This is a genomic window from Achromobacter sp. MYb9, from assembly GCF_002975275.1.
GTDB lineage: Bacteria > Pseudomonadota > Gammaproteobacteria > Burkholderiales > Burkholderiaceae_B > Achromobacter.
Genome location: NZ_PCOQ01000021.1, coordinates 38,644 through 60,398, shown reverse-complemented (window position 1 = coordinate 60,398; position 21,755 = coordinate 38,644). Strand labels below are relative to the sequence as shown.

Below are 21,755 nucleotides of genomic sequence, written 5' to 3'. Positions count from 1 at the left end.
GGCGCTTCGGCGCCGTCATGGCATTGACGACGATCGCGCCAGACTGGGTGTCTGGGGCTGGAATTTGCGCCACACGCGGCGCATGTGCTGCGCCGAGCCAAAGCCGGATTTTTCCGCCACGCGCTCCAGGTCCAGCCGGGTTTCGCGCAGCATGTCGCGCGCCAGCGCGACGCGTATCTGATACAGGTAGTCCATCGGGGTGCAGCCCGCGTGTTCGCGGAACAGGCGCGTCAGATGGCGCGCGCTGGTATGCGCCTGATCCGCCAGCGACTGCGCGGACCACGGCGCGGCGGGGTTGCGCACGACCGCATCCTGCACGCGGTGCACGCCAGGATGCATGTGGCTGCGGTGCTCCAGCCAGGGCGACAGCGTGGCGTCCGTGCCGGCCCGCCGCTGATAGACGACCATGTCGCGCGCTACCTCGCTGGCGGTGCGCGGTCCGCAGTGGCGCGCCACCATGTGCAGCGCCAGGTCGATGCCCGCCGTGATGCCGGCGCTGCTGACCAGGTTGCCGTCTTCGACGAAGATCCGGTTGTCGTGCACGCGGGCGGTCGGATCGATGTCCGTCAACTGCGTCAGGCAGGAGTGGTGCGTGGTGCACTCGCGTTGCCGGGTCAATCCGGCCGAGGCGGCGAACAACGCGCCGGCACACACGGTCATCAGCGTGAAGCCGTCCGCCGGATGGCGGACCGCCAGCCAGTCGATGATGGCGTGGGCGTCGGGGCTATCCAGCCGGATGGGCTGGCCGACCACTCCGGAAATGATGACAAGCGCATGGGCGGGCAGTGCGCCCGGCAGTGGCCGTATATGGGCAAGGTGCAGCCCGGCGATGCCGCTTTCCACGACCTCGGAAGGGCCGCAGAAGTGCTGCTCGAACGTGCCGGGACAAAGCTTGTTGGCGACGCGGAAGGCTTCTGCGGGACCCGCCAGGTCCAGCAGGACGATGCCCCGCGACAGCACGAAGTACACGGGAATCATGGCGCCTTCCTGGTCCGGATCAGGCCGCCAGCGCGTCGGCGGCGCGCGTGACGCGGGCGAAGCGGCCTTGAAGCACCAGCTCGGTGTGGTCCCGGATCTCGGCTGGCGTGTAGTGCTTGCCGGACGGGCTTTGCATGGCGAACGTCAGCGTGGCGTCGGTCGGGAAGACGACTTTGAAGCCCGCGTCGCTGGCGTGGCGCGACGTCGTTTCGCAGCATTGTTCGGTTCGGATGCCGCTGACGATGATGCCTTCGATGCCGTTTTCCCACAGCCAGTCATGCAGCGAGTGGCCATCCGCGCTTTCGGCGTACAGCGACGAGTGCACCGTTTTGTGGAACACGGCGGTGGGCGCGATGCGCAATTCTTCCAGTGTCTTGACGTGGCCGGAGGCCAGCGAAAACGGGTTGGCAGGGTCGGCCGACTTGCTGGTGTGGAACACCTGCAGGACGGGGATGCCTTGGGCGGACGCAGCGTCGATCAGCCCCTGGATCTGGGCCAGGAACGCCGGATATTCGGTTTCATCCCAAAACGGACGATGCCGGAAAGACTCTTGTACGTCGATGACGATCAGTGCTTGTTTCATGTTCCGGGCTCCAGGCCAAGGATTTCAGGGGGTGCAGCGCCATTCTGAAGTGAATTTCAGCCGCCCGCGAGATCGTCGAAAGACCTCGACCGGCCCAAAACGGACATGCAGGAAGCATACCCCTCCTGGTCAAGGCACGTTACGCCCTGCGCCGCGCCGCCGGACATACAATTCCTGCCATGACGACCGTAAGCCACCCTGACGATATCTTCTGGATGCGACGCGCCCTGGCGCTGGCAGAGAGCGTGCTGTTCACGACCGCGCCTAACCCAAGGGTCGGATGCGTCATCGTGCGCGACGGGCGCGTGCTGGGCGAAGGCGCGACGCAGCCGCCCGGCGGCCCGCACGCCGAAATCCGCGCGCTGCGCGACGCCCAGGCCCGGCACGAACCCGTGGAAGGCGCGACGATGTACGTCACGCTGGAACCCTGCAGCCATTTCGGACGCACGCCGCCTTGCGTGGACGCCGTGCTGGCGGCAAAGCCCGCGCGAGTCGTCGTCGCCATTGGCGACCCCAATCCGCTCGTCAACGGACAGGGCCTGGCGCGCTTGCGTGACGCCGGTATCCAGGTCGTGACCGGCGTCTGCGCCGAGGAAGCCCTGGCGATCAATGTGGGGTTCATCTCGCGCATGAGCCGGTCGTTGCCCTGGGTGTGGATGAAGATGGCGGCGTCGCTGGACGGCCGCAGCGCGTTGCATAACGGCATGTCGCAGTGGATCACCGGTGCCGAGGCCCGGGCGGACGGCCATCATTGGCGTGCGCGCAGCTGCGTGGTGCTGACCGGCATGGGCACCGTATTGAAAGACGACCCGCAACTCAATGTGCGCGGCCTGGAAACGCCGCGCCAGCCGCGCAAGGCGGTAGTGGACGGCCGTTTCGAGATCCCGGAGGGTGCCCGGTTGTTTGATGGCGCGGAAGTGATCGTCTTTACCGCCCGCGAAGATGCCGCCAAGGCCGCGCGGCTGGCGGACAAGAATGCGCGAGTGGTGGTGTTGCCCGGGCAGGCGCCGGACCGCGTCGATCTGCCGGCCATGATGCGCTGGTTCGCCCAGGAACAGTTCAACGAAGTCCATGTCGAGGCCGGAGCGGGCCTGTCCGGCGCATTGGTTGCCGCGGGCTGCGTGGATGAACTGCTGCTGTATCTGGCGCCCGTGCTGCTGGGCGACGCGGCGGGCATGGTGCGCCTGCCCATGCTTGAGCACCTGGACGCCGCCCAGCGTTACGAATTCATCGATGCCGCGCGGCTGGGCGCGGACATGCGCCTGCGCGCCAGGGTGCCTGGCGCCTGGCGGCAATTGGCGCAGCGCGTGGCCTTGCCTGCTGACGCCTGAATCTCTCTTTTCACCCCACTCGTTTCCACGCCCGCCGGCCCACCTTGGACCCGCGTGACGCTGCTTGACGCCGCACGATGGCGTCGTGCGAAGACGCCCGCGCTGGCGTGGATGGCACGGCAGATGCTGGCACCTGCTGGTCCGCCTTTTTGCTGAAGTTGCGTGTTTAAAAAGCGGCGCGCGTCGGGATGCGTGTTTTCCGCGTGGGCGGCAAGGCTTGGTTTCTTGTCGATGACAACGCTTGCAGGAAGTATCCGTGCTTGCGCCATGGGTAATAGCACTCGCCATGCGCGGCTGCCAATTGTGCGATTGAAACCGCGCGAAATGCCTTTCTCAAAGGCCTCGCGACGCATGCGTGGCCGCAATCGCATCAAGTTTGCGAGCGATTCGCGCAGGGCGTTTTCATCGCGAAAACCCTCATCACTATTTTCGGCGATGCGCCAAATGAATTGCCACAAAAGCGTCAATTGGCTTTAGCATAGGCACATGACTTGGCGCTACGTGCTAACGGCCTGCACCGAACAGTGCTACGCGCCCTCGTCACCACGGATTCCCGTGCCGCGATATCGGCGCCTTTCACGACCGAACCGGCACGCTGCTGAACAAGTACGCCAAGGCGCTGTTCAGACCGTCCGCTGCCATCGCATAGCGGGCGCATCGGGTTTACGCCCGAATCATAAGAATCCACCGGGATATCGCTCATCCCTTCAAATGATTGCTGACCATTTCATGTGCGGCCGCACCATGCGTGCCGGCCATAGCAATATGCTGAAGGCTAGCGAGATAACTTATTCACGTAAGTTGCATTCCCTGACGGAACTTGTGTCCGCGGGATGCAGCCTAAATGGAAAGGGCCCCCGATCGTGCTTCATGGTTGATGTGTGGCGAAAGCAACATAACACCGGGCCGCAAATGCTTATCGCTGGTTTGTCTAGTAAAGCGTAGGCACTGAGGCACAATGGGGACACGTAGGGACGTGCTGAATTTTTCGCGTGTTGTAGGAGGTTTCCGTGCAAAACATCGTCGAAGGCTTCAAGTCGCAGTATGCAAAAGAGCAGGAGTCAGAGCTTTCCCTTGAGGAATATCTGAACCTCGCTAAACGCGATCCCATGGCGTACGCCAGCCCCGCTGAGCGCATGCTGGCGGCGATCGGCGAACCCGAAATCGTGGATACGCGCAACGACCCACGTCTTTCCCGTTTGTTTTCCAACCGGACCATCCGGCGCTATCCGGCGTTCCAGGAGTTCTACGGCATGGAGGACGTGATCGGCCAGATCGTCGCGTTCTTCAAACACGCTGCTCAGGGGCTGGAAGAGCGCAAGCAAATCCTCTACCTGCTGGGGCCCGTGGGGGGCGGCAAGTCGTCCATCGCGGAACGTCTGAAGGCCTTGATGGAAAGCTATCCCATCTATGCCTTGAAGGGGTCGCCCGTCAACGAAACGCCTTTGGGGCTGTTTCATCCCGAACGCTTCGGCGACACGCTTGAAAAGGAATACGGCATCCCGCGGCGCTACCTGAGCGGCATCATGTCGCCCTGGGCCGTCAAACGGCTGAAGGAATTCGACGGCGACATCTCGCAGTTCCGGGTCGTGCGGCTGAATCCGTCGGTGCTGCGCCAGATCGCCATCGCCAAGACCGAACCGGGCGATGAGAACAACCAGGACATTTCGTCGCTGGTCGGCAAGGTGGACATCCGCAAACTGGACCGCCATTCGCAGGACGATCCGGACGCCTACAGCTATTCCGGCGGCTTGTGCCTGGCCAACCAGGGGCTGCTTGAGTTCGTGGAAATGTTCAAGGCCCCGATCAAGATGCTGCATCCGCTGTTGACGGCCACCCAGGAAGGCAACTTCAAGGGCACGGAGGGCTTCTCCGCGATTCCGTTCAACGGCGCGATCATGGCGCACTCGAACGAATCCGAATGGCAGACCTTCCGCAACAACAAGCACAACGAGGCGTTCCTTGACCGTATCTATATCGTCAAGGTGCCTTACTGCCTGCAGGTGTCCGAAGAAGTCCGCATCTACGAAAAGCTGCTGCATCACAGCTCGCTGTCGGCCGCCCCGTGCGCGCCAGGAACGCTGGATATGATGGCGCAGTTCTCGGTGCTGACCCGTCTGAAGGAACCCGAGAACTCCAGCATCTATTCGAAGCTGCGCGTCTACGACGGCGAAAGCCTGAAGGACGTGGACCCGAAGGCCAAGGCCTTGCAGGAATACAAGGACTACGCCGGTACGGACGAAGGCATGAACGGGGTGTCGACGCGTTTCGCGTACAAGATCCTGTCCAGCGTCTTCAACTACGACCAGACGGAAGTGGCCGCCAACCCGGTGCACCTGATGTATGTGCTTGAGCAGCGGATCGGCCGCGAGGACTACCCCGAGGAAATCCGCCGGCGCTACCTGGAGTTCATCAAGGGCTTCCTGGCGCCGCGCTACGCGGAATTCATCGGCAAGGAAATCCAGACGGCGTACCTGGAGTCGTACTCCGAGTATGGCCAGAACATCTTCGATCGCTACGTGACGTTTGCCGACTGCTGGATCCAGGACGAGGAATTCCGCGATCCTGAAACCGGTGAAAGCTTCGATCGCAGCGCCTTGAATGACGAACTGGAGAAAATCGAAAAGCCGGCAGGCATCGCCAACCCGAAGGACTTCCGCAACGAGATCGTGAACTTCGTGCTGCGGGCGCGCGCCAACAACAACGGCCGCAACCCGACCTGGACCAGCTATGAAAAGCTGCGCGAAGTGATCGAGAAGAAGATGTTCTCGAACACGGAAGATCTGCTGCCGGTGATTTCGTTCAATGCCAAGGCGTCGGCCGAGGACAAGTCGAAGCACCAGAGTTTCGTGGATCGCATGGTGGAAAAGGGGTACACGGAAAAGCAAGTCCGCCTGCTGTGCGAGTGGTATCTCCGTGTGAGGAAGTCTTCCTGAGCGAGGTGAATCATGAATTCACTGATCGATCGCCGTCTTAATGGGCGCAATAAAAGCGCCGTCAATCGCGAGCGCTTCTTGCGGCGCTACAAGGACCAGATCCGCAAGGCGGTTCACGGGATGATCCGCGACCGCTCGATTCAGGATATGGATCAAGGCGGAGAGATCAACCTGCCCGCCCGGGATATTTCCGAGCCGACATTCCGGCACGGATCGGGCGGCGACCGCGAGATGGTGCACCCTGGCAATCGTGAATTCGCCAAGGGCGACACCATCGACCGGCCGCAGGGCGGGCAAGGCGAGGGCGGTTCCGAACCCGGCGAAGGCGAATCGGTAGACCAGTTCACCTTCAGCCTGTCGCGGGCCGAATTCCTGAACCTGTTCTTCGAGGATCTGGAACTGCCGCACCTGGCGCGCAACCAGCTGGGCGAAGTCAGCCAGAAGAAATGGCAACGCGCCGGCTACACCACGACCGGCTCGCCCAGCATGTTGAGCATCAGCCGCACGCTCAAGTCGTCGTTGGCGCGGCGGGTGGCGCTGAACGTGAAGGCACGGGCCGATCTGGAAGACGCCGAGGCCGCGCTGGAAAAGGCGCGCGCGGCGGGTGCGCCCGCCGCCGAGATCCGCACGCTGGAGCAGGACGTCGAGGACTGCCGCGAGCGCCTTGCGCGCGTGCCGTTCCTGGATGACCTGGATCTGCGCTACCGCAACCGCGTGTCGGTTGCCATCCCGATGGCGCGCGCGGTCATGTTTTGCCTCATGGACGTGTCCGGTTCCATGGACGAGGGCAAGAAGGACCTGGCCAAGCGCTTCTTCACGCTGCTGTACCTGTTCCTGTCGCGCAAATACGAGCACGTGGACCTGGTATTCATTCGCCACACGGACAACGCCGAGGAAGTCGACGAGCAGACGTTCTTCTACGACCCCAAGAGCGGCGGCACGATCGTGCTGTCCGCGCTGGAGTTGATGCGCGAGATCCTTGAAAAGCGCTATCCGCCCGCGGGGTGGAACGTCTACGCGGCGCAAGCCAGCGACGGCGACTCGTTCGGAGCCGACGCGGGCAAGAGCGCGCGTTTCCTGGCCGAGCACCTGCTGCCATCGACGCGTTATTTCGCCTACATTGAAATTCCTGACTCGCAAGAGGCTCGCAAGAGCAGCCTGTGGGCCGAGTATGAACAGAAGCTGGAGCCGCATTTCGTCATGCGGCGCATTTGCGACCGGGGCGAGATCTTCCCCGTGTTCCATGACCTGTTCAAGAAGGAGACCGCATGAATGCCATCGTGGGTGCTCTCGTGGAGCCGGAATCGGCCAGCGGCGCGCGGCCGATCTCCCAAGGTTCCGAATGGACGTTCGAGCTGATCCAGTCCTATGACGAAGCGATCTCCAAGGTCGCGGCGGAATTCGGGCTGGACACCTACCCGAACCAGATCGAGGTCATCACCTCGGAACAAATGCTGGACGCCTATGCGTCGGCGGGCCTGCCTATCGGCTATCCGCACTGGTCGTACGGCAAGGAGTTCATCCGCAACGAGCAATACTACCGCCGCGGCATGCAGGGGCTGGCGTACGAGATCGTCATCAATTCCAACCCTTGCATCTCGTACCTCATGGAAGAAAATTCCATGACGATGCAGGCGCTGGTGATTGCGCATGCCTGCTACGGGCACAATTCGTTCTTCAAGGGCAACTACCTGTTCCGCCAGTGGACGGACGCGGATGGCGTGTTGGACTACCTGGTATTCGCGCGCAAGTACGTGATGTCGTGCGAAGACCGCTACGGCATCGATGCGGTGGAAGCGCTGCTGGATTCCTGCCATGCGCTGTCGCATCATGGCGTGGACCGCTACAAGCGCCCGACGCCCATGTCGTTCAAGGGCGAGGCCGCGCGCCAGGCAGAACGCGAGGAACATGCCCGGCTGCAATACAACGATTTGTGGCGCACGCTGCCGCGTCTGGAAGCCGACAAGGACACGCGCGCCGAGGCCTCGGTGTTCCCGCCTGAACCCGAAGAGAACCTGCTGTACTTCATCGAGAAGTATTCGCCCAAGCTTGCGCCATGGCAGAAGGAGCTGGTGCGCATCGTGCGCAAGGTCGCCCAGTACTTCTACCCGCAGTCGCAGACCAAGGTCATGAACGAAGGCTGGGCCACGTTCTGGCACTACACCATCCTGAACCGCCTGCACGAGAAAGGCCTGGTGGACGACGGCTTCATGATGGAGTTCCTGCAAAGCCATACCAACGTGGTCAGCCAGCGCGGTTTCGATGAGCGCGGCTACGGCGGCATCAATCCGTATGCGCTGGGCTTCGCCATGATGTCGGACATCCGCCGCATCTGCGAGGCGCCCACGCCCGAGGACCGCAAGTGGTTCCCGGACATCGCCGGCGGCGATTGGGGCAAGACGCTGGACTTCGCGATGCGCAACTTCAAGGACGAGTCCTTCATCTCGCAATACCTGTCGCCGCGCCTGATCCGCGAATTCCGCTTTTTCGCGATTTCGGACCATCAGTCGAATCCGAAGCTGGAAGTGGCCGCCATCCACAACGACGAGGGTTACCGCGACATCCGCCGTCTGCTGGCCGCGCAGCACAACCGCGATAATCAGGTGCCGGACATCCAGGTCGTGCGCTTCAACCGTGATTCCGACCGCTCGCTGGTGTTGCGCCATCTGAAGAGTCGCGGCCGGCCGTTGGCGGGCGACGATGCCGAGCAGGTGATGAAGCACCTGGCGCGTCTGTGGGGCTTCAAGGTCCGGTTGGAAGAGACCGAGCCGGACGGCACGGTCAGCTCGTACCGCGAACAGGAAGCGCCGACCGCGACGTAGGCGCTCCGCGCAGCGGGAAGGGACACCTAGTGCGTCCCTTTTTCTTTGCCGACTTGTGGTGCCTGCCCGGATTCTGCTAGAATCGCGGATTCGCAAATTTCGTAGTGGTGTTTCTGACCCACCCCGACATTAGCAATTAGGACAGGTGGCCGAGCGGTTGAAGGCGCACGCCTGGAAAGCGTGTATACGTCAAAAGCGTATCGGGGGTTCGAATCCCCCTCTGTCCGCCAAGAATGTTTAAAAGCCCCTGACTTCGAAAGAAGTCAGGGGCTTTTTGTTTTCCGTCGATCATGCGCGTGGGCGAGCAGCGCTCGTGCCCGGTTCATGCTGCCTCTGTATTTCGGCGCCGCGCGTTGCGCGAGAAAATCACGCTGATGGATTGCGCGGCCGTTCGCTTGAGCGTCACGTCTGCTGCCGGCTGGCCGAGCCGGAGTGCGCTCAAGCCCAACACCCACAACGGCCCGATGAGCGGAATCGCGCCGAGGATGTCGTGACGCAGGTGCGCGAACGGATTGGCGGGCTCATCCACGACACGGCTGGTCAGCCCTGCCTGGGCGATCGTTGCTTGCGCGTACTGCAGGGTGCGGTCCATATTCAGGACATTCTCAAGGAAGAAGTTATCGCGCTTGCCGAGCAACGACTGTAGTTCGTCGTCGCTCAGCCTGTTCATGAAGTAGGTGCGCAAGATAGGCATGAAGCGTCCGGCAGCGGATAGGTCGTCGATACGTTAGACGAAATCCGGGCCGCTCGCGATGGTCGGCCGTGGCGCCCGTGATGAAGGATTCATCAGAACGTCTCAAGTCTGTCACATCGGTCTCGTAATCTCTCAGCCGTTCGTCAGCCAACTTTCAATTTGCTGACAAATGGCTTGTCCTATCCTTCGTCAAACCAAGAGACTCAGATGTCCTACCTTACAGACAAATTGCGTGCGCCCTACCGTGAAGCCCGGGGGGAAGTCACTGTTCCCGGTCAGATGTTCGACGAGATCGTCGCCGCCAATCCCACCCGCCGCACGTTGCTGAAGAACAGCTTCGGGCTGTCGGTGCTGTCGGTGTTCGGCGTGTCGGCATTGGCCGGCTGTAGCAGCGATGACGACAATGACGATCCGGCGCCGACGCCTGAGCAACCCACCCCCGAGACGCCCGCCCCGACGCCCGAACCGGGCCCCGACTACTCCGTCACGTTCAAGCCGCTGGGCGACAAGATCGTTGCGGACACGGTGACGGTTCCGGAAGGCTACGTGGCCGAAGTGCTGTATTCGGCCGGCGACAAGTGCGTGATCGGTTCTGCCGGCTACATGGGCGTGCCGCAGTCGTACCCCGCTACCGAGACGCAGTCCGGCGGCCAGCATGACGGCATGCATTTTTATCCGCTGGAAGGGGTGGACCCCAACCAGGGCGGCCTGCTGGTGCTGAACCACGAGAGCCTCGACAACAGCACGCTGGACGTTACCGTCGAAGGGGTGAAAACCCGCCTGTCCAACGTGGGCGTGTCGGTCGTCGAGATCGCGCGCGACAAGGATGGCAAGTGGGCGGTCAAGACGGATTCCCGCTACAACAAGCGCTATACGGGCAACACCGTCTACAACGTGGGCGGCCCGGCCGCCTCGGTGGTGGGCGCGACCGTCGTGGGCACGCTGAACAACTGCGCTAGCGGCAATACGCCGTGGGGCACGTACCTGACCTGCGAAGAGACGACCGACAACTACCTGGACCCCACGCAAGCTGAAACCGGCTATGGCTGGGTGGTCGAGATCGACCCCAGCACCCCGGGTTCGACCGCCGTCAAGCGCACGGCGATGGGCCGGTTCGACCACGAGAACACGGCCTTCATGGTCGACGAGAACAACCGCGTGGCGTTCTACATGGGCGACGACGGTACGCCGGGCTGCATCTACAAGTTCGTACCCAGCAAGCCGTATGACCCGGCCAACCGCGCCAACAACAGCAAGCTGCTGGACGAGGGCACGCTGTACGCGGCGCGCTTTAACGATGATGGCAGCGGCAACTGGGTGGAACTGACGGTTGGCAAGAACAACCTGATCGTGGGCGCCATCGATCCGGGCAACTACACGCAGGTCGCTCCGACCGACGTGCCCACCAACACGCTGATCGATTTCAACAGCCAGGCCGACGTGCTGATCAACACCAAGGCCGCTGCCCGGGTGGCCGGCGCGACGTTGATGGACCGTCCCGAGTGGATCACGGTGGGCGTGGACAAGACGGTTTATTGCACGCTGACCAACAACAGCAGCCGCCGCCGCACCAACGCGGCCAACCCGCGCGAGACCAACCGCCACGGCCACATCGTGCGCTGGAACGAGCGCGGCAATTCGCCGTTGGCCACCACGTTCGAATGGCAACTGCTGCTTTTGGCGGGTCAGGATGCCGCCGATGGCGCGGCGTCGAACATCACCGGCAACATCAAGGGCGACGAGTTCTCCAGCCCTGACGGCATTCGCGTGGATCCGAAGGGACGCCTGTGGGTGCAGACCGACGCCGGCACGGGTACCAGCGTCACCAGCATCTTCGGCAATAACTCGATGTACTACATCGACCAGAAGACGGGCGAGTCCAAGCGCTTCCTGGTGGGACCGCTGGGTTGCGAGATCACCGGCATCGCCTACACGCCGGACCTGACGACGTTCTTCATCAACATCCAGCATCCCAATGCTGCCTGGAACACCGTGCGGGCTGGCGGCGGCGACGCGCGTTCGGCGACCGTGGTGGTGCGCCGTCAGGATGGGAAGCCGGTAGGCGCTTAACGCGTCTGGCGCACGGCGGCCTGGAATAGGCGGAGGATTCCTCCGTCTTTCCAGGCCGCCTGCGTTTCAGTTTTCGAGTTTGACCGCGCCGTCGTACAGCCCTTTGCCATTCCGGCGCAACGATCTGGTCGCCGCTGATGAAGGAATTCCGTGTGGCGGTGATGGGCGGCGTGCGCTAGCTGGGGCACAAGAAGATGATTTACTCTCTGGGGTATCGACAATCAATTCCGGAGTAAACCATGGCAAAGATCACGATCGATTTCGTGTCCGACGTCGCCTGCCCGTGGTGCGCGGTAGGCCTGGGAGGGCTGTTGGAAGCGATGCGCCGGCTGGAAGGCACGGCGGATGTCGAGCTGCATTTCCGGCCGTTTGAACTAAACCCCGACATGCCTGCCGGCGGGCAGAACACCATCGAACGGCTGATGGCGAAGTATGGCTACGACCGCGAGCGCGTGCAGGCCAATCGCAAGGTCATCAGCGAGCGGGCCGCCGCCGTCGGCATGCCCATGCGCATGGACGACGACAACCGTTCCTTCAACACCTTCGATGCGCATCGCCTGATCCACTGGGCCGGCCTGCAAGGCCAGGCGCAACAGATCGCGCTGAAGAAAAGCCTGTTGCAGACTTATCACTATCAGAACCGCGACACCAGCGATGCGGGCGTGCTGGCCGAAGCCGTGCGCGACGCCGGCCTGGACGAGGCCGCCGCGCGCGACGTGCTGGCCACCGGCCGCTACACGGACGAGGTCCGGGCGGAAGAGGACGAATGGCGCAAGCTCGGTATCACGTCGGTGCCGTCGGTGATCATCAACGGCGAATACCTGGTGTCCGGCGGCCAGCCGCCGGACACGTTCGAGCAGGCGTTGCGCCAGGTCGCCTCGGAAAGCAAACCGGTGGCAGGCTAGCCAACCGAACGCTGCCCGCGACGTGTCCGTCAGGCATGGACGATCGCGTCAGCCCGGCCACGGCCATCATGCGGTCAGCCTTGGCGATTCTCGTAAGAGGTGTCCAGCACGTCGTCTTCCGGCGTGATGATGCCGGGTTCGCCGGGCTCTTCGATGGCGCGTCCGCGCCGGGGCATGCCGGCGACCATCTTGCTCTGGTCCGGCATGGGCATGATGCCCGTGCCCTTGCGGGGATCGGCCGCCTGCGGCTTTTCTTCACTGGCCGCGGGCTTTTCAGTGACGGTATCAGGGGCGGTCTTCAACATGTCGGTGACTCCGCGTAAGCGGCGCGTCCCAGGATGGCGACGCGCCTGGATGTGCTTTTTATCTTAGGCCGCCGCGCGGGCATTGCGGTGGATTGCGCTGTCACGTTTGCAAGGGGCTGTTGCAGGGACGGAACCTTATAATTCGGTTCGCGCCTTCGGTTCGCGCCTCGCGTTCGGCGATGGCGCGCGGCTTGCTCCTTTTCCTCTCCTCTTCCTGCCTCCACGCCCAACTTGACCGAATCCGTCGAACGCTCCGTCCATGCCGAACTCGTTGCCGTGCTTGTCGCGGTGACCCATGGCGAGCCGCGCGTGCTGACGACGGACGACGCGCGGGCCTTGCCGGCCGGGCCGTTTGAACTGTCTCACCGGTCGTTGCAGGCGGGCTTGCGCGCGTGGGTGGAAACGCAGACGCATCATCCGCTGGGCTATGTCGAGCAGCTCTATACCTTCGCCGACGGCGACCGTTCCGACGAGTCCGGCGCTCGCGTCATGTCGGTCAGCTATCTGGGCCTGACCCGCGAGGCCGGCGAGACCGGCGTGGCGCAGGTGGGTTGGCAGGACTGGTACCGCTATTTCCCCTGGGAAGACCGCCGCGCGGGCACGCCGGCGCTGGTCGAAGAACAGATCGTGCCGCAGTTGGCCGCCTGGTGCGAAGACAGCGCCGATGCCGCCGTGCGCGCGCGCCGCCATCAACGCGCAGCCATCACCTTCGGGCTGGAGGGCGCCGCCTGGAACGAAGACATGGTGCTGCAGCGCTACGAACTCTTGTTCGAGGCGGGGCTGGTGCCCGAGGCCGCGCGGCGCGGCGGTGGCCGCGCGGTGCTGCCGGGTGAACCGATGCGGCATGACCATCGCCGTATCCTGGCCACCGGTATCGCCAGGCTGCGAGCCAAGATCAAGTACCGCCCCGTGGTGTTCGAACTGATGCCTGCGCAGTTCACCTTGCTGCAGTTGCAACTGGCCGTCGAAGCACTGGCTGGCCGGGGCCTGCATAAGCAGAATTTCCGCCGCCTGATCGAGCAGCAGGCGCTGGTGGAGGAAACGGGCGAGATGGCGACGGGCACGGCGGGGCGCCCGGCCAAGCTGTTCCGTTTCCGCCGCGATGTGCTGCTCGAGCGCGCGATCGCCGGTAGCAAATTGCCCTTGTCACGCACGCTTTGACGCTTGACAAGGCTTATGCTCGTCTTTAGCATAAGTGGTGCGCAATCTCTGCGCGCCTTTTTTTAACTCATAAATACTCAAAATGAGCATTAATCCCGAAGCGCCTGTGACTGCCTCTCGCCTGGCTGTCCCCCCCTTGCCGGACGTCATGCTGGACCCGCTGGTGCGGGCGGCGTTGCTGGAAGACCTGGGCCGCGCGGGCGACCTCACCACCGATGCCATCGTGCCCGCGGACGCCATCGCCGAAACCCGTCTCGTGTCCCGCCAGGAAGGCGTGCTGGCCGGCCTGGACCTGGCTCGCCTGGCGTTTCGGGCCATGGACCCGGCCATCGAATTCGCCGTGACCCAGCGCGATGGCAGCGATTTGCGGCCGGGCATGGAGATCGCCCGGATACGCGGCAACGCCCGCGCCATGCTCACCGCGGAGCGCGTGGCGCTGAACTTCCTGTGCCACTTGAGCGGCGTGGCCACCGCCACCGCCTCCATCGCCCGCGCGATCTCGGCCTACGGCGCCCGCGTGACCTGCACGCGCAAGACCATGCCGGGCCTACGCGCGGTGCAGAAGTACGCAGTGCGCGTGGGTGGGGGCAGCAATCACCGGTTCGGCCTGGATGACGCCGTCCTGATCAAGGACAACCACATCGCGCTGGCGGGGGATGTGGCCACGGCCGTGCAGCGCGCGCGTGCCGGTGTCGGGCACATGGTCAAGATCGAATTGGAAGTGGACACCCTGGCGCAGCTGGAAGTGGCGTTGTCGCTGGGCGTGGACGTGGTGTTGCTGGACAACATGAGCCTGGAAGACCTGCGGCGCGCTGTCGCGATGGCACGAGGCCGCGCCATCACGGAAGCGTCGGGCCGCATCACGCCCGAAACGGCCGCCGAGGTGGCGGCGACCGGCGTCGACCAGATCGCCGTCGGCTGGTTGACCCATAGCGCCAAGGTCCTGGACATCGGCCTGGACGCCTGAGTCCTTCCGCCGGCTTGGCCGGCTTTCTTACGACACGGCGCGCCGACAGGCGCGGCCGCGGCGCTTACAGGCCCGCAACATGAAACGTCTGCTTCGATCCTTTCTTCCGCTGTTCGCGCTGTCGCTGGCAGCCTGCGGCAATTCGCCTTCGGGCGAAGCCACCGGTGACGCGTCCTATCCCGTGCACCCCATCACCATCGTCGTGACGTTTCCGCCAGGCGGTGGCACCGACCTGCTGGCGCGCCGCATCGGCGCCAGCCTGCAAGAGCAACTGGGCCAGCCGGTGGTGGTGGAAAATCGCCCCGGCGCCAGCGGCAACATCGGCGCGCGCATCGTCGCGGAAGCGCCGCCCGACGGCTACACGCTGTTGATGGTGAACAGCTCGTTCGCGATCAACCCCGGGGTCTATCGGAATCTGGGCTTTGCGCCCAAGCGGGATTTTTCCGCGGTGATCAATGTGGCGTTCGTGCCGTCGGTCTTCGTGGTGCCGGCAACCTCGCCGCTGCGGACAATGGATGAGGCGCTGGCCGCGGCGCAGGCGTCCAAGCCGCTGCCGTTCGCGTCTTGCGGCAATGGCACGCCGCAGCATCTGGCGGGCGAGATGCTGGCGCGCGCGACGGGCGCGGTGTTGCAACATGTGCCGTACAAAGGGTGTGGTCCCGCCTTGACCGACGTGACGGCGGGACAGGTGGCAATGGGCATCGTGACGGCGTCCAGTGCCGCGCCGCTCATCGCCGCAGGCAAGCTGCGCGCGTTGGCCGTGACGTCACCGGCGCGCTCTCCGCTGATGCCCACCGTGCCGACAGTGGCCGAGCAGGGCGTCGCGGGCTATGCGCTGGACCAGTGGCACGGCTTGCTGACCCCAGCCGCCACGCCGCCCGCGGTGGTCGACAGGTTGAATGCCGCCGTGGCGAAGATCGTGCGGAATCCGGAGGTACAGGCGTCGCTGCGCGAGCAGGGCTTCACGCCGGCCAGCAGCACGCCGCGCGAATTTCAGAAGATGATCAATGCCGACATCGACCGCTACACGGCGTTGACGGAATCAATCGGGCTGCGGGCGGACTGATCCGGCTGGGCGGCGGGGCGGATCCTGAACCCCGTCCGCTTGTCCGCCGGACTGCCGCATCGCAACGGGCCGGTCAGGCGACAGCCGTCTTGGCGTGCTGCTCCAGCTGTTCCTTCAGATCGGGAGCCAGCTTGAGCTGGCGCGCGAGTTCGTCCAGGTACGCGCGCTCCATATAGCTTTCCTCGTCCACGACGAGCAGGCTGGCCAGATACATCTCGGCTGCCATTTCCGGCGTCTTGGCCGACTGGGCCACGGCGGCCGGGTCCAGCGGGCGGGACAGCTCGGTTTCCAGCCAGCGGCGGTCCTGGGCGTCGGAGGACAGCTTGGCCAATTCGGTTTCCAGCAGGGTGCGCTCTTCGGGGCCGATGTGCCCGTCGGACTTGGCTGCGCCGATCATGGCGGTCAGGACGGCAGTGCTGTGCTGCTCGGCCTCTGGGGCGGGCAGGCGGTCCAGCGTCTGCGGCGGCGTGGCCGGCGCGCCGCCCGCCTGGTTGCGCTGCCAATCGCCATAGGCGCGATAGGCCAGCGCACCCAACGCCGCCATGCCGCCGTACATGGCGACTTTGCCGCCGATCTTGCGGGCTTTCTTGCTGCCCATCAGCAGCCCCAGCGCGCCTGCGCCCAGCGCGCCGCCGCCCAATCCGGTCAGGAACGAACCCTTGCCCCCGCCCGAACCGCCCGTCGCGCCTTGCACGCGGTTGGTGGCGTCGGAAAGCAGGCCTTGGCCCGATTGCAGCAATTGATCAAGAAGTTGTCTGGCGCTCATGCGGCCCCCTTTTGTCTGTGCGTGAATCGCGGATAGGGATATCCGACCAGCCGCGTGCCAATAAGTTCAGGTTTCCGTCAGTAAGCGCAAGTCTCGGCAGATGCTACAAGGTGGCATGGGCGTCCGCGACGGGCGCTCGTTCCCCTGGAGATCCCACCCATGAGTATCCGCGTCCGACAGAATGCGCCCAAGACGTTGCAGTTCACCGCCACGGCCGAAAGCCATGATTTGCCGCTGGCGATGCCGCAGCCGCAAGGTGAAGGCCCTGATCCGCACGACTATTTCGATACCGCGCTGGGCGGCTGCAAGGCGATGACGCTGATGGTCTACGCGCAGCGCAAGGAACTGCCGCTGGAATCGGTAGGGGTGGAAGTGGTGCGCGACGCCAGCGAGGAACGCAAAGGCATCTATCGGCTGACGGCCAAGCTGACCTTGCACGGAGAACTGTCCGACGCCCAGATCGATGAGCTGCTGGCGGTGGCCGAGAAGTGCCCGATCCACAAGCTGATGACGGCGGTGGACGTGCAGGTGTCCACGCTGGTGGTGCGGCCGGCCTGATCGTGGCCGGCCGGGCGGGGCGCGTTGCCCCGCCTTGCACGGCAGGTCAGTCTTCCATGCCCGGAACGACGGTCGAGAAGCCGGCGTCCACGTGCGTGATTTCACCGGTGACGCCGGCAGCCAGTTCCGACAGCATGAATGCGGCCACGTTGCCCACATCGTCGATGGTGACGTTGCGGCGCAGGGGCGCCTGGGCTTCCACGAACTTCAGGATGGCCGAGAAGTCCTTGATGCCGCTGGCGGCAAGGGTTTTGATGGGGCCCGCCGAAATGCCGTTGGCGCGGATGCCGCGCGGGCCCAGCGCCGTGGCCAGGTAGCGCACGCTGGCTTCCAGCGAGGCCTTGGCCAGGCCCATCGTGTTGTAGTTGGGCACGACGCGTTCGGCGCCCAGGTACGTGAGGGTCAGCACCGACGCGTTGCGGCCTTCCATCAGCGGCAGCGCGGCTTTGGCCATGGCGGCGAAGCTGTAGGCCGAGATGTCGTGGGCGATGCGGAAGCCTTCACGCGACAGGCCGTCCAGGAAGTTGCCGGCGATCGCTTCGCGGGGGGCAAAGCCGATGGAGTGGACCAGGCCGTCCAGGCCGTCCCAGTGCTGGGCCAATTCGGTGAAGGCGCCTTCGATCTGGCTGTCTTCGGCCACGTCGCAAGGCAGCACGATCTTGCTGCCGAATTCGGCGGCAAACTCGCTTACGCGGTCTTTGAAGCGGTCGCCGACATAGGTGAACGCCAGTTCGGCGCCTTGTTGGTGACAGGCGCGCGCAATGCCGTAGGCGATGGATCGGTTCGAAAGCACCCCGGTGACGAGAATGCGCTTGCCGGCGAGAAAGCCCATGTTTTTTTCCTTTGATTCTTACCTGCTGAAGACCGTCTATTTTAAGGATTTTGGCGGTTTCGCGTACTTGAAAAAAAACGGCGCCCGAGAGGGGCGCCGTGCTGTCGGGTCTGGCGGCGGGTCAGCCGCGGGCGTTGGTGCCCGGCACGCGCAGCGGCGCGCCCACCTTCAGGGCGCTGCCCTTCAGGTTGTTCAGCGCGCGCAGCGTCTCGATCGAGGTGCCGTACTGCTTGGCCAGCGAGAACAGGGTGTCGCCCTGGCGGACCTTGTGGGTGCGCACGTTCGGGCGGGCGCTGGCCACGCGGGCGGCCGGCGCCTGTGCGGCGCGGGCGCGCGGGGCCGAGGCCTTGTTGTCGGACGGGACCGAATCCAGCGCGCCCACGGGCGCAGCCAGCGATGCCAGTTGCACGCCGCCGGTGCCGGCATCTCCGGGCACCAACAGGGCCTGGCCCGATGCCGACTTCTGGCGTGAGCCGATGTCGTTGGTGGCGCGCAGCTTGGCTTCCGTGACGCCGAAACGCTTGGCAATCGAGGCATAGGATTCGCCACGGCGCGAATGGTAGACCTTCCAGGCGCTCAGGTCGCCCTTGTAGTTGGTCAGATTCGCGTTGAAGATCTCGACGCGGTCGGCCGGCAGCAGCAGGGTCGGGCCGTGGTCGCCACGGATGACCGGGCGGTTGAACGAGGGGTTCAGGGCCTTGAATTCGTCCAGCGGCATTTCGGCCAGCTTGGCGGCGATTTCCAGGTCGATGTCGCTGTTCTTCTGGACCGTCACGAAGTAGGGCGTGTTGCCCACCGGGGGCAACGCCACCGCATAGCGCTGCGGGTCCGCGATGATGTTCTTGATGGCCTGCAACTTGGGCACGTAGTTGCGGGTCTCGTCCGGCATGTTCAGGGACAGGTAGTCGGTGTTCTGGCCAGCCGCTTCATTCTTGGCCATGGCGCGCTGCACCGAGCCTTCGCCCCAGTTGTAGGACGCCAGCGCCAGATACCAGTCGCCCTGCATCTCGAACAGCTTTTCCAGGTAGTCCAGGGCCGCATTGGTCGAGGCGATGGGGTCGCGGCGTTCATCGCGCCACCAATCCTGCTTCAGGTTGAAGTGCTGCCCGGTGGCGGGCACGAACTGCCACAGGCCGGATGCCTGCGAGCGCGACAGCGCGGTCGGGTTGTAGGCGCTTTCCACGAACGGCAGCAGCGCCAGTTCGGTCGGCAAGCCGCGGCGGTTGATTTCGTCGACGATGAAATACAGATACTTGCCCGCGCGTTCCGCCATGCGCTGCACCGCCTCGGGGTGGGACGCGTAATAGTCGGTCCACTGCTGCGAGAGGTCGGTATTCAGGTTGGGGATGGCGAAACCGCGGCGGATGCGGTCCCAGGCGTCGGAAGGCGGGTTGGTCAGGTCAACCGTTCGCGACGTGTCCCGGGCGATGTAGCGCCCTTGGGAATTGGTGGTGAGGTTCTTGCTATCGGGGGCTTTGGTTCCTGCGCAACCGGCGAGGACTGCCAACATGAGTGGCAGAAGGAGTCGGGATAGATTCATCAGGCGGTCACTTGAAATCGTTCTTCCATTCACGCAGGGAGGCAAAGACCTCTACCGGCGTAGGTTGATTGCGTCCGGCCCAGCTGGCTGCGGCACGGACGACGTCGACTTGCTGCGTACGCAAAAACGGGTTCGTCGCGCGTTCCTGACCGATCGTCGACGGAAGCGTGGGAAGACCTTCTGCTCGTAATTGCTGGGCTCGCTGATACCACTGTTGCAGGGTGCGATTGGCGGGTTCCACAGCCAATGCCCAGCGCAAGTTCGCTAGAGTGTACTCGTGCGCGCAAAAAACCTGTGTATCTGCCGGTAAAACAGAAAATTTTCCTAAGGAATCATGCATTTGCGAAGGCGTGCCCTCGAAAAGCCGGCCGCAGCCCCCCGCAAACAGGGTGTCTCCACAGAACAGCACGGGTTCTATTCCCGCCGCCCGGCCCGTGTAGGCGATGTGCCCGGCGGTGTGTCCGGGCACGTCCAGCACGCGCAGGTCCAGGTCCAGTTCGGGCAGGGCCACGCGGTCGCCTTCCGTCAGGGGGACGTCGCAGCGGGGCAGTTGTTCCCGCGCCGGACCGTATACGGTAATGTCCGCGATGCGTGACAATTCGAGAACGCCGCCTACATGGTCGGCGTGATGGTGCGTGAGTAGAATGGCGCGCAGCTTCAGGCCTTCCTGCTCAAGCCATCGCAACACTGGACCGGCTTCGCCGGGGTCCACCACGGCGGCGTTTTCACCATGGACGATGGCCCAGATGTAGTTGTCGGTAAAGGCGGGTAGAGGCAAGACCGCGGCACTGCGTTCGCGGCCGCCTGCGGGGGCGGTCAAGGCTTGCATGAGATTCGAAGGAAAAGAAACGTGGCAGAAGATACTCCGCCGATTGTAGAACTGGCCGAATGGTTCCAGACGCCGCCGGGGCAGTACGCGCTGGCCTGGGAACGGGCCCAGTTCGACGCGGCTGTCGCGGACGTGTTTGGATATTACGCCTGGCAGGTCGGGTTGGCCGACATCAACCTGCTGCGGGCCAACCGCATGCCCTTCAAGGGCTACGTGGGCACCGAGACCCCGTCGGCGGAGAGCATCGCCGGCTGGCAGTCCCGCGTGGTGCTGGCCGAACCTGAAGCGCTGCCGTTCGAAACCCAGAGCGTCGACCTGCTCATCCTGCCGCATGCCTTCGAATGCACGTCGGACCCGCACAACGTTTTGCGCGAGGTCGAACGCGTGCTGGTGCCGGAAGGGCGTGTCGTGATTTCGGGCTTCAACCCCTGGAGCATGTGGGGGGCGCGCACGCGCATGCCCGGCATGGAGCCCTGGCTGCCGCAGCCGCCGTCGTCCCAGGTGTCGGTGCCGCGGCTGAAAGACTGGTTCAAGCTGCTGTCGCTGGAACTCCAGAGCAGCCAGTTTGGCTGCTACGCACCCGCCTGCCGCAGCGAAAAATGGCTGCAGCGCTGGGGGTTCCTGGAATCGGCCGGCGCCCGGTGGTGGAGCCTGGGCGGGGCGGTCTACATGGTGTCGGCCGTCAAGCGCGTGGCCGGCATGCGTATCATCGGGCCCGCCTGGAAAACCAAGCCCAAACGGGCGCGCGCCGCGTCGGTGGTGGTCAACCGCCAGGCCGACGACGGTTTCGACCGGTCCTGACCGGGCCGGGCCAGGGACTCACTTTGCACGAATAAGGATGACCAAGCAGCACCATGCAGGACAACAAACCGAACGATCAGAAAGTGGAAATGTGGACCGACGGCGCCTGCAAGGGCAATCCGGGTCCGGGCGGCTGGGGCGTGCTGATGCGCGCGGGCGGCCATGAAAAAACCCTGCACGGTGGCGAACTCCAGACCACCAACAACCGCATGGAACTGCTGGCGGTCATCGAAGGCCTGCGCGCGCTCAAGCGCGCCTGCGTCGTCACCATTCACACGGACTCGCAGTACGTGATGAAGGGCATGACCGAATGGCTGGCGAACTGGAAGCGCCGGGGCTGGATGACCGCCGATAAGAAGCCCGTCAAGAACGTCGAGCTATGGCAGGCGCTTGACGAGCAGGTCCAGCGCCATCAGGTGTCGTGGCGCTGGGTCCGCGGGCACGCCGGCGACCCCGGCAACGAACGCGCCGACCAACTGGCCAATATGGGCGTGGAAGCGGCCAAGCGGGGCTGACGGCATCGGGATATACCCTGAATTCCGCCTTTTGGGGCGGATTTAGTTCTTTCATCCGGCTTCTGGATTGTTCCAGTATGTAAATTCGGGTGCTAC

The 21,755-nt window shown here is 64.1% G+C and carries 20 protein-coding genes and 1 tRNA gene; 13 read left to right on the top strand and 8 right to left on the bottom strand.

Features of this window, described 5'->3' with window-relative positions; genetic code table 11:
- Positions 1 to 15 precede the first annotated feature (15 nt).
- Together CQ050_RS23885 and CQ050_RS23880 are read right to left on the bottom strand one after the other, a co-directional pair.
- Positions 16 to 978, bottom strand: coding sequence for a GlxA family transcriptional regulator (locus CQ050_RS23885; protein WP_105559297.1), 963 nt, complete (start codon positions 976 to 978; stop codon positions 16 to 18).
- Positions 979 to 997: 19 nt separating this feature from the next.
- A complete protein-coding gene (locus tag CQ050_RS23880) occupies positions 998 to 1,561 on the bottom strand; it encodes a cysteine hydrolase family protein (RefSeq protein ID WP_105559296.1) in 564 nt (187 codons plus the stop codon).
- A 215-nt stretch (positions 1,562 to 1,776) separates the two neighbouring features.
- Here CQ050_RS23880 and ribD point away from each other — a divergent pair, with 215 nt between their 5' ends.
- The 5 genes from ribD (at position 1,777) to CQ050_RS23855 (ending at position 8,880) form a co-directional block, all read left to right on the top strand.
- Positions 1,777 to 2,892 (top strand): bifunctional diaminohydroxyphosphoribosylaminopyrimidine deaminase/5-amino-6-(5-phosphoribosylamino)uracil reductase RibD, encoded by a 1,116-nt coding sequence (gene ribD / locus CQ050_RS23875; RefSeq protein WP_105559348.1) that lies wholly within the window; start codon positions 1,777 to 1,779, stop codon positions 2,890 to 2,892.
- A 1,019-nt stretch (positions 2,893 to 3,911) separates the two neighbouring features.
- Positions 3,912 to 5,828 (top strand): PrkA family serine protein kinase, encoded by a 1,917-nt coding sequence (locus CQ050_RS23870; RefSeq protein WP_369868742.1) that lies wholly within the window; start codon positions 3,912 to 3,914, stop codon positions 5,826 to 5,828.
- Between the two features lie 12 nt (positions 5,829 to 5,840).
- A complete protein-coding gene (locus CQ050_RS23865) occupies positions 5,841 to 7,100 on the top strand; it encodes a YeaH/YhbH family protein (protein ID WP_105559294.1) in 1,260 nt (419 codons plus the stop codon).
- Positions 7,097 to 8,650: a SpoVR family protein gene (locus tag CQ050_RS23860; protein ID WP_105559293.1), complete on the top strand. Its 1,554-nt coding sequence runs from the start codon at positions 7,097 to 7,099 to the stop codon at positions 8,648 to 8,650. Before CQ050_RS23865 ends, CQ050_RS23860 begins: the two co-directional genes overlap by 4 nt.
- Positions 8,651 to 8,789: 139 nt before the next feature.
- A tRNA-Ser gene (locus CQ050_RS23855) sits at positions 8,790 to 8,880 on the top strand.
- A gap of 92 nt (positions 8,881 to 8,972) precedes the next feature.
- On the opposite strand, the gene CQ050_RS23850 is transcribed toward CQ050_RS23855, so the two are convergent.
- Complete coding sequence (locus tag CQ050_RS23850; RefSeq protein ID WP_105559292.1) at positions 8,973 to 9,344, bottom strand: hypothetical protein; 372 nt, start codon at positions 9,342 to 9,344, stop codon at positions 8,973 to 8,975.
- Positions 9,345 to 9,551: 207 nt separating this feature from the next.
- Between CQ050_RS23850 and CQ050_RS23845 the strand changes: the two genes are divergently transcribed.
- Positions 9,552 to 11,414 (top strand): PhoX family phosphatase, encoded by a 1,863-nt coding sequence (locus tag CQ050_RS23845; RefSeq protein ID WP_105559291.1) that lies wholly within the window; start codon positions 9,552 to 9,554, stop codon positions 11,412 to 11,414.
- A 239-nt stretch (positions 11,415 to 11,653) separates the two neighbouring features.
- The gene (locus CQ050_RS23840) at positions 11,654 to 12,319 is read left to right on the top strand and encodes a DsbA family protein (RefSeq protein WP_105559290.1); all 666 of its coding nucleotides are present in this window, start codon (positions 11,654 to 11,656) and stop codon (positions 12,317 to 12,319) included.
- 74 nt (positions 12,320 to 12,393) lie between these two features.
- Here the strand turns inward: CQ050_RS23840 and CQ050_RS23835 are convergent, their stop codons facing one another.
- Positions 12,394 to 12,624: a hypothetical protein gene (locus CQ050_RS23835; protein ID WP_105559289.1), complete on the bottom strand. Its 231-nt coding sequence runs from the start codon at positions 12,622 to 12,624 to the stop codon at positions 12,394 to 12,396.
- A gap of 231 nt (positions 12,625 to 12,855) precedes the next feature.
- On the opposite strand from CQ050_RS23835, the gene CQ050_RS23830 reads away from it, so the two are divergent.
- The 3 genes from CQ050_RS23830 (at position 12,856) to CQ050_RS23820 (ending at position 15,818) form a co-directional block, all read left to right on the top strand.
- The gene (locus CQ050_RS23830; RefSeq protein WP_105559288.1) at positions 12,856 to 13,785 is read left to right on the top strand and encodes a hypothetical protein; all 930 of its coding nucleotides are present in this window, start codon (positions 12,856 to 12,858) and stop codon (positions 13,783 to 13,785) included.
- An 82-nt stretch (positions 13,786 to 13,867) separates the two neighbouring features.
- The gene (nadC, locus tag CQ050_RS23825) at positions 13,868 to 14,752 is read left to right on the top strand and encodes a carboxylating nicotinate-nucleotide diphosphorylase (protein ID WP_105559287.1); all 885 of its coding nucleotides are present in this window, start codon (positions 13,868 to 13,870) and stop codon (positions 14,750 to 14,752) included.
- Positions 14,753 to 14,831: 79 nt separating this feature from the next.
- Complete coding sequence (locus CQ050_RS23820; protein ID WP_105559286.1) at positions 14,832 to 15,818, top strand: tripartite tricarboxylate transporter substrate binding protein; 987 nt, start codon at positions 14,832 to 14,834, stop codon at positions 15,816 to 15,818.
- Between the two features lie 73 nt (positions 15,819 to 15,891).
- On the opposite strand, the gene CQ050_RS23815 is transcribed toward CQ050_RS23820, so the two are convergent.
- Positions 15,892 to 16,584: a tellurite resistance TerB family protein gene (locus CQ050_RS23815; protein WP_105559285.1), complete on the bottom strand. Its 693-nt coding sequence runs from the start codon at positions 16,582 to 16,584 to the stop codon at positions 15,892 to 15,894.
- A gap of 159 nt (positions 16,585 to 16,743) precedes the next feature.
- On the opposite strand from CQ050_RS23815, the gene CQ050_RS23810 reads away from it, so the two are divergent.
- Positions 16,744 to 17,142 carry an OsmC family protein gene (locus CQ050_RS23810; RefSeq protein WP_105559284.1) on the top strand — a complete coding sequence of 133 codons (399 nt, stop codon included), beginning with the start codon at positions 16,744 to 16,746 and terminating at the stop codon, positions 17,140 to 17,142.
- A 46-nt stretch (positions 17,143 to 17,188) separates the two neighbouring features.
- Here CQ050_RS23810 and fabI read toward each other — a convergent pair whose 3' ends face one another.
- The 3 genes from fabI to gloB all read right to left on the bottom strand — a co-directional run bounded on the left by fabI (position 17,189) and on the right by gloB (position 20,343).
- Positions 17,189 to 17,974, bottom strand: a complete 786-nt coding sequence (fabI, locus tag CQ050_RS23805; protein WP_105559283.1) for an enoyl-ACP reductase FabI — start codon at positions 17,972 to 17,974, stop codon at positions 17,189 to 17,191.
- A 121-nt stretch (positions 17,975 to 18,095) separates the two neighbouring features.
- Positions 18,096 to 19,514 carry a transglycosylase SLT domain-containing protein gene (locus CQ050_RS23800; protein ID WP_105559282.1) on the bottom strand — a complete coding sequence of 473 codons (1,419 nt, stop codon included), beginning with the start codon at positions 19,512 to 19,514 and terminating at the stop codon, positions 18,096 to 18,098.
- A 7-nt stretch (positions 19,515 to 19,521) separates the two neighbouring features.
- Positions 19,522 to 20,343, bottom strand: a complete 822-nt coding sequence (gloB, locus tag CQ050_RS23795; protein ID WP_105559281.1) for a hydroxyacylglutathione hydrolase — start codon at positions 20,341 to 20,343, stop codon at positions 19,522 to 19,524.
- Positions 20,344 to 20,364: 21 nt separating this feature from the next.
- Here gloB and CQ050_RS23790 point away from each other — a divergent pair, with 21 nt between their 5' ends.
- Positions 20,365 to 21,144: a class I SAM-dependent methyltransferase gene (locus CQ050_RS23790; protein WP_105559280.1), complete on the top strand. Its 780-nt coding sequence runs from the start codon at positions 20,365 to 20,367 to the stop codon at positions 21,142 to 21,144.
- Between the two features lie 53 nt (positions 21,145 to 21,197).
- On the top strand, positions 21,198 to 21,659 hold the full coding sequence (gene rnhA / locus CQ050_RS23785; protein ID WP_105559279.1) for a ribonuclease HI: 462 nt from the start codon (positions 21,198 to 21,200) through the stop codon (positions 21,657 to 21,659).
- The last annotated feature ends 96 nt before the right edge of the window (positions 21,660 to 21,755 follow it).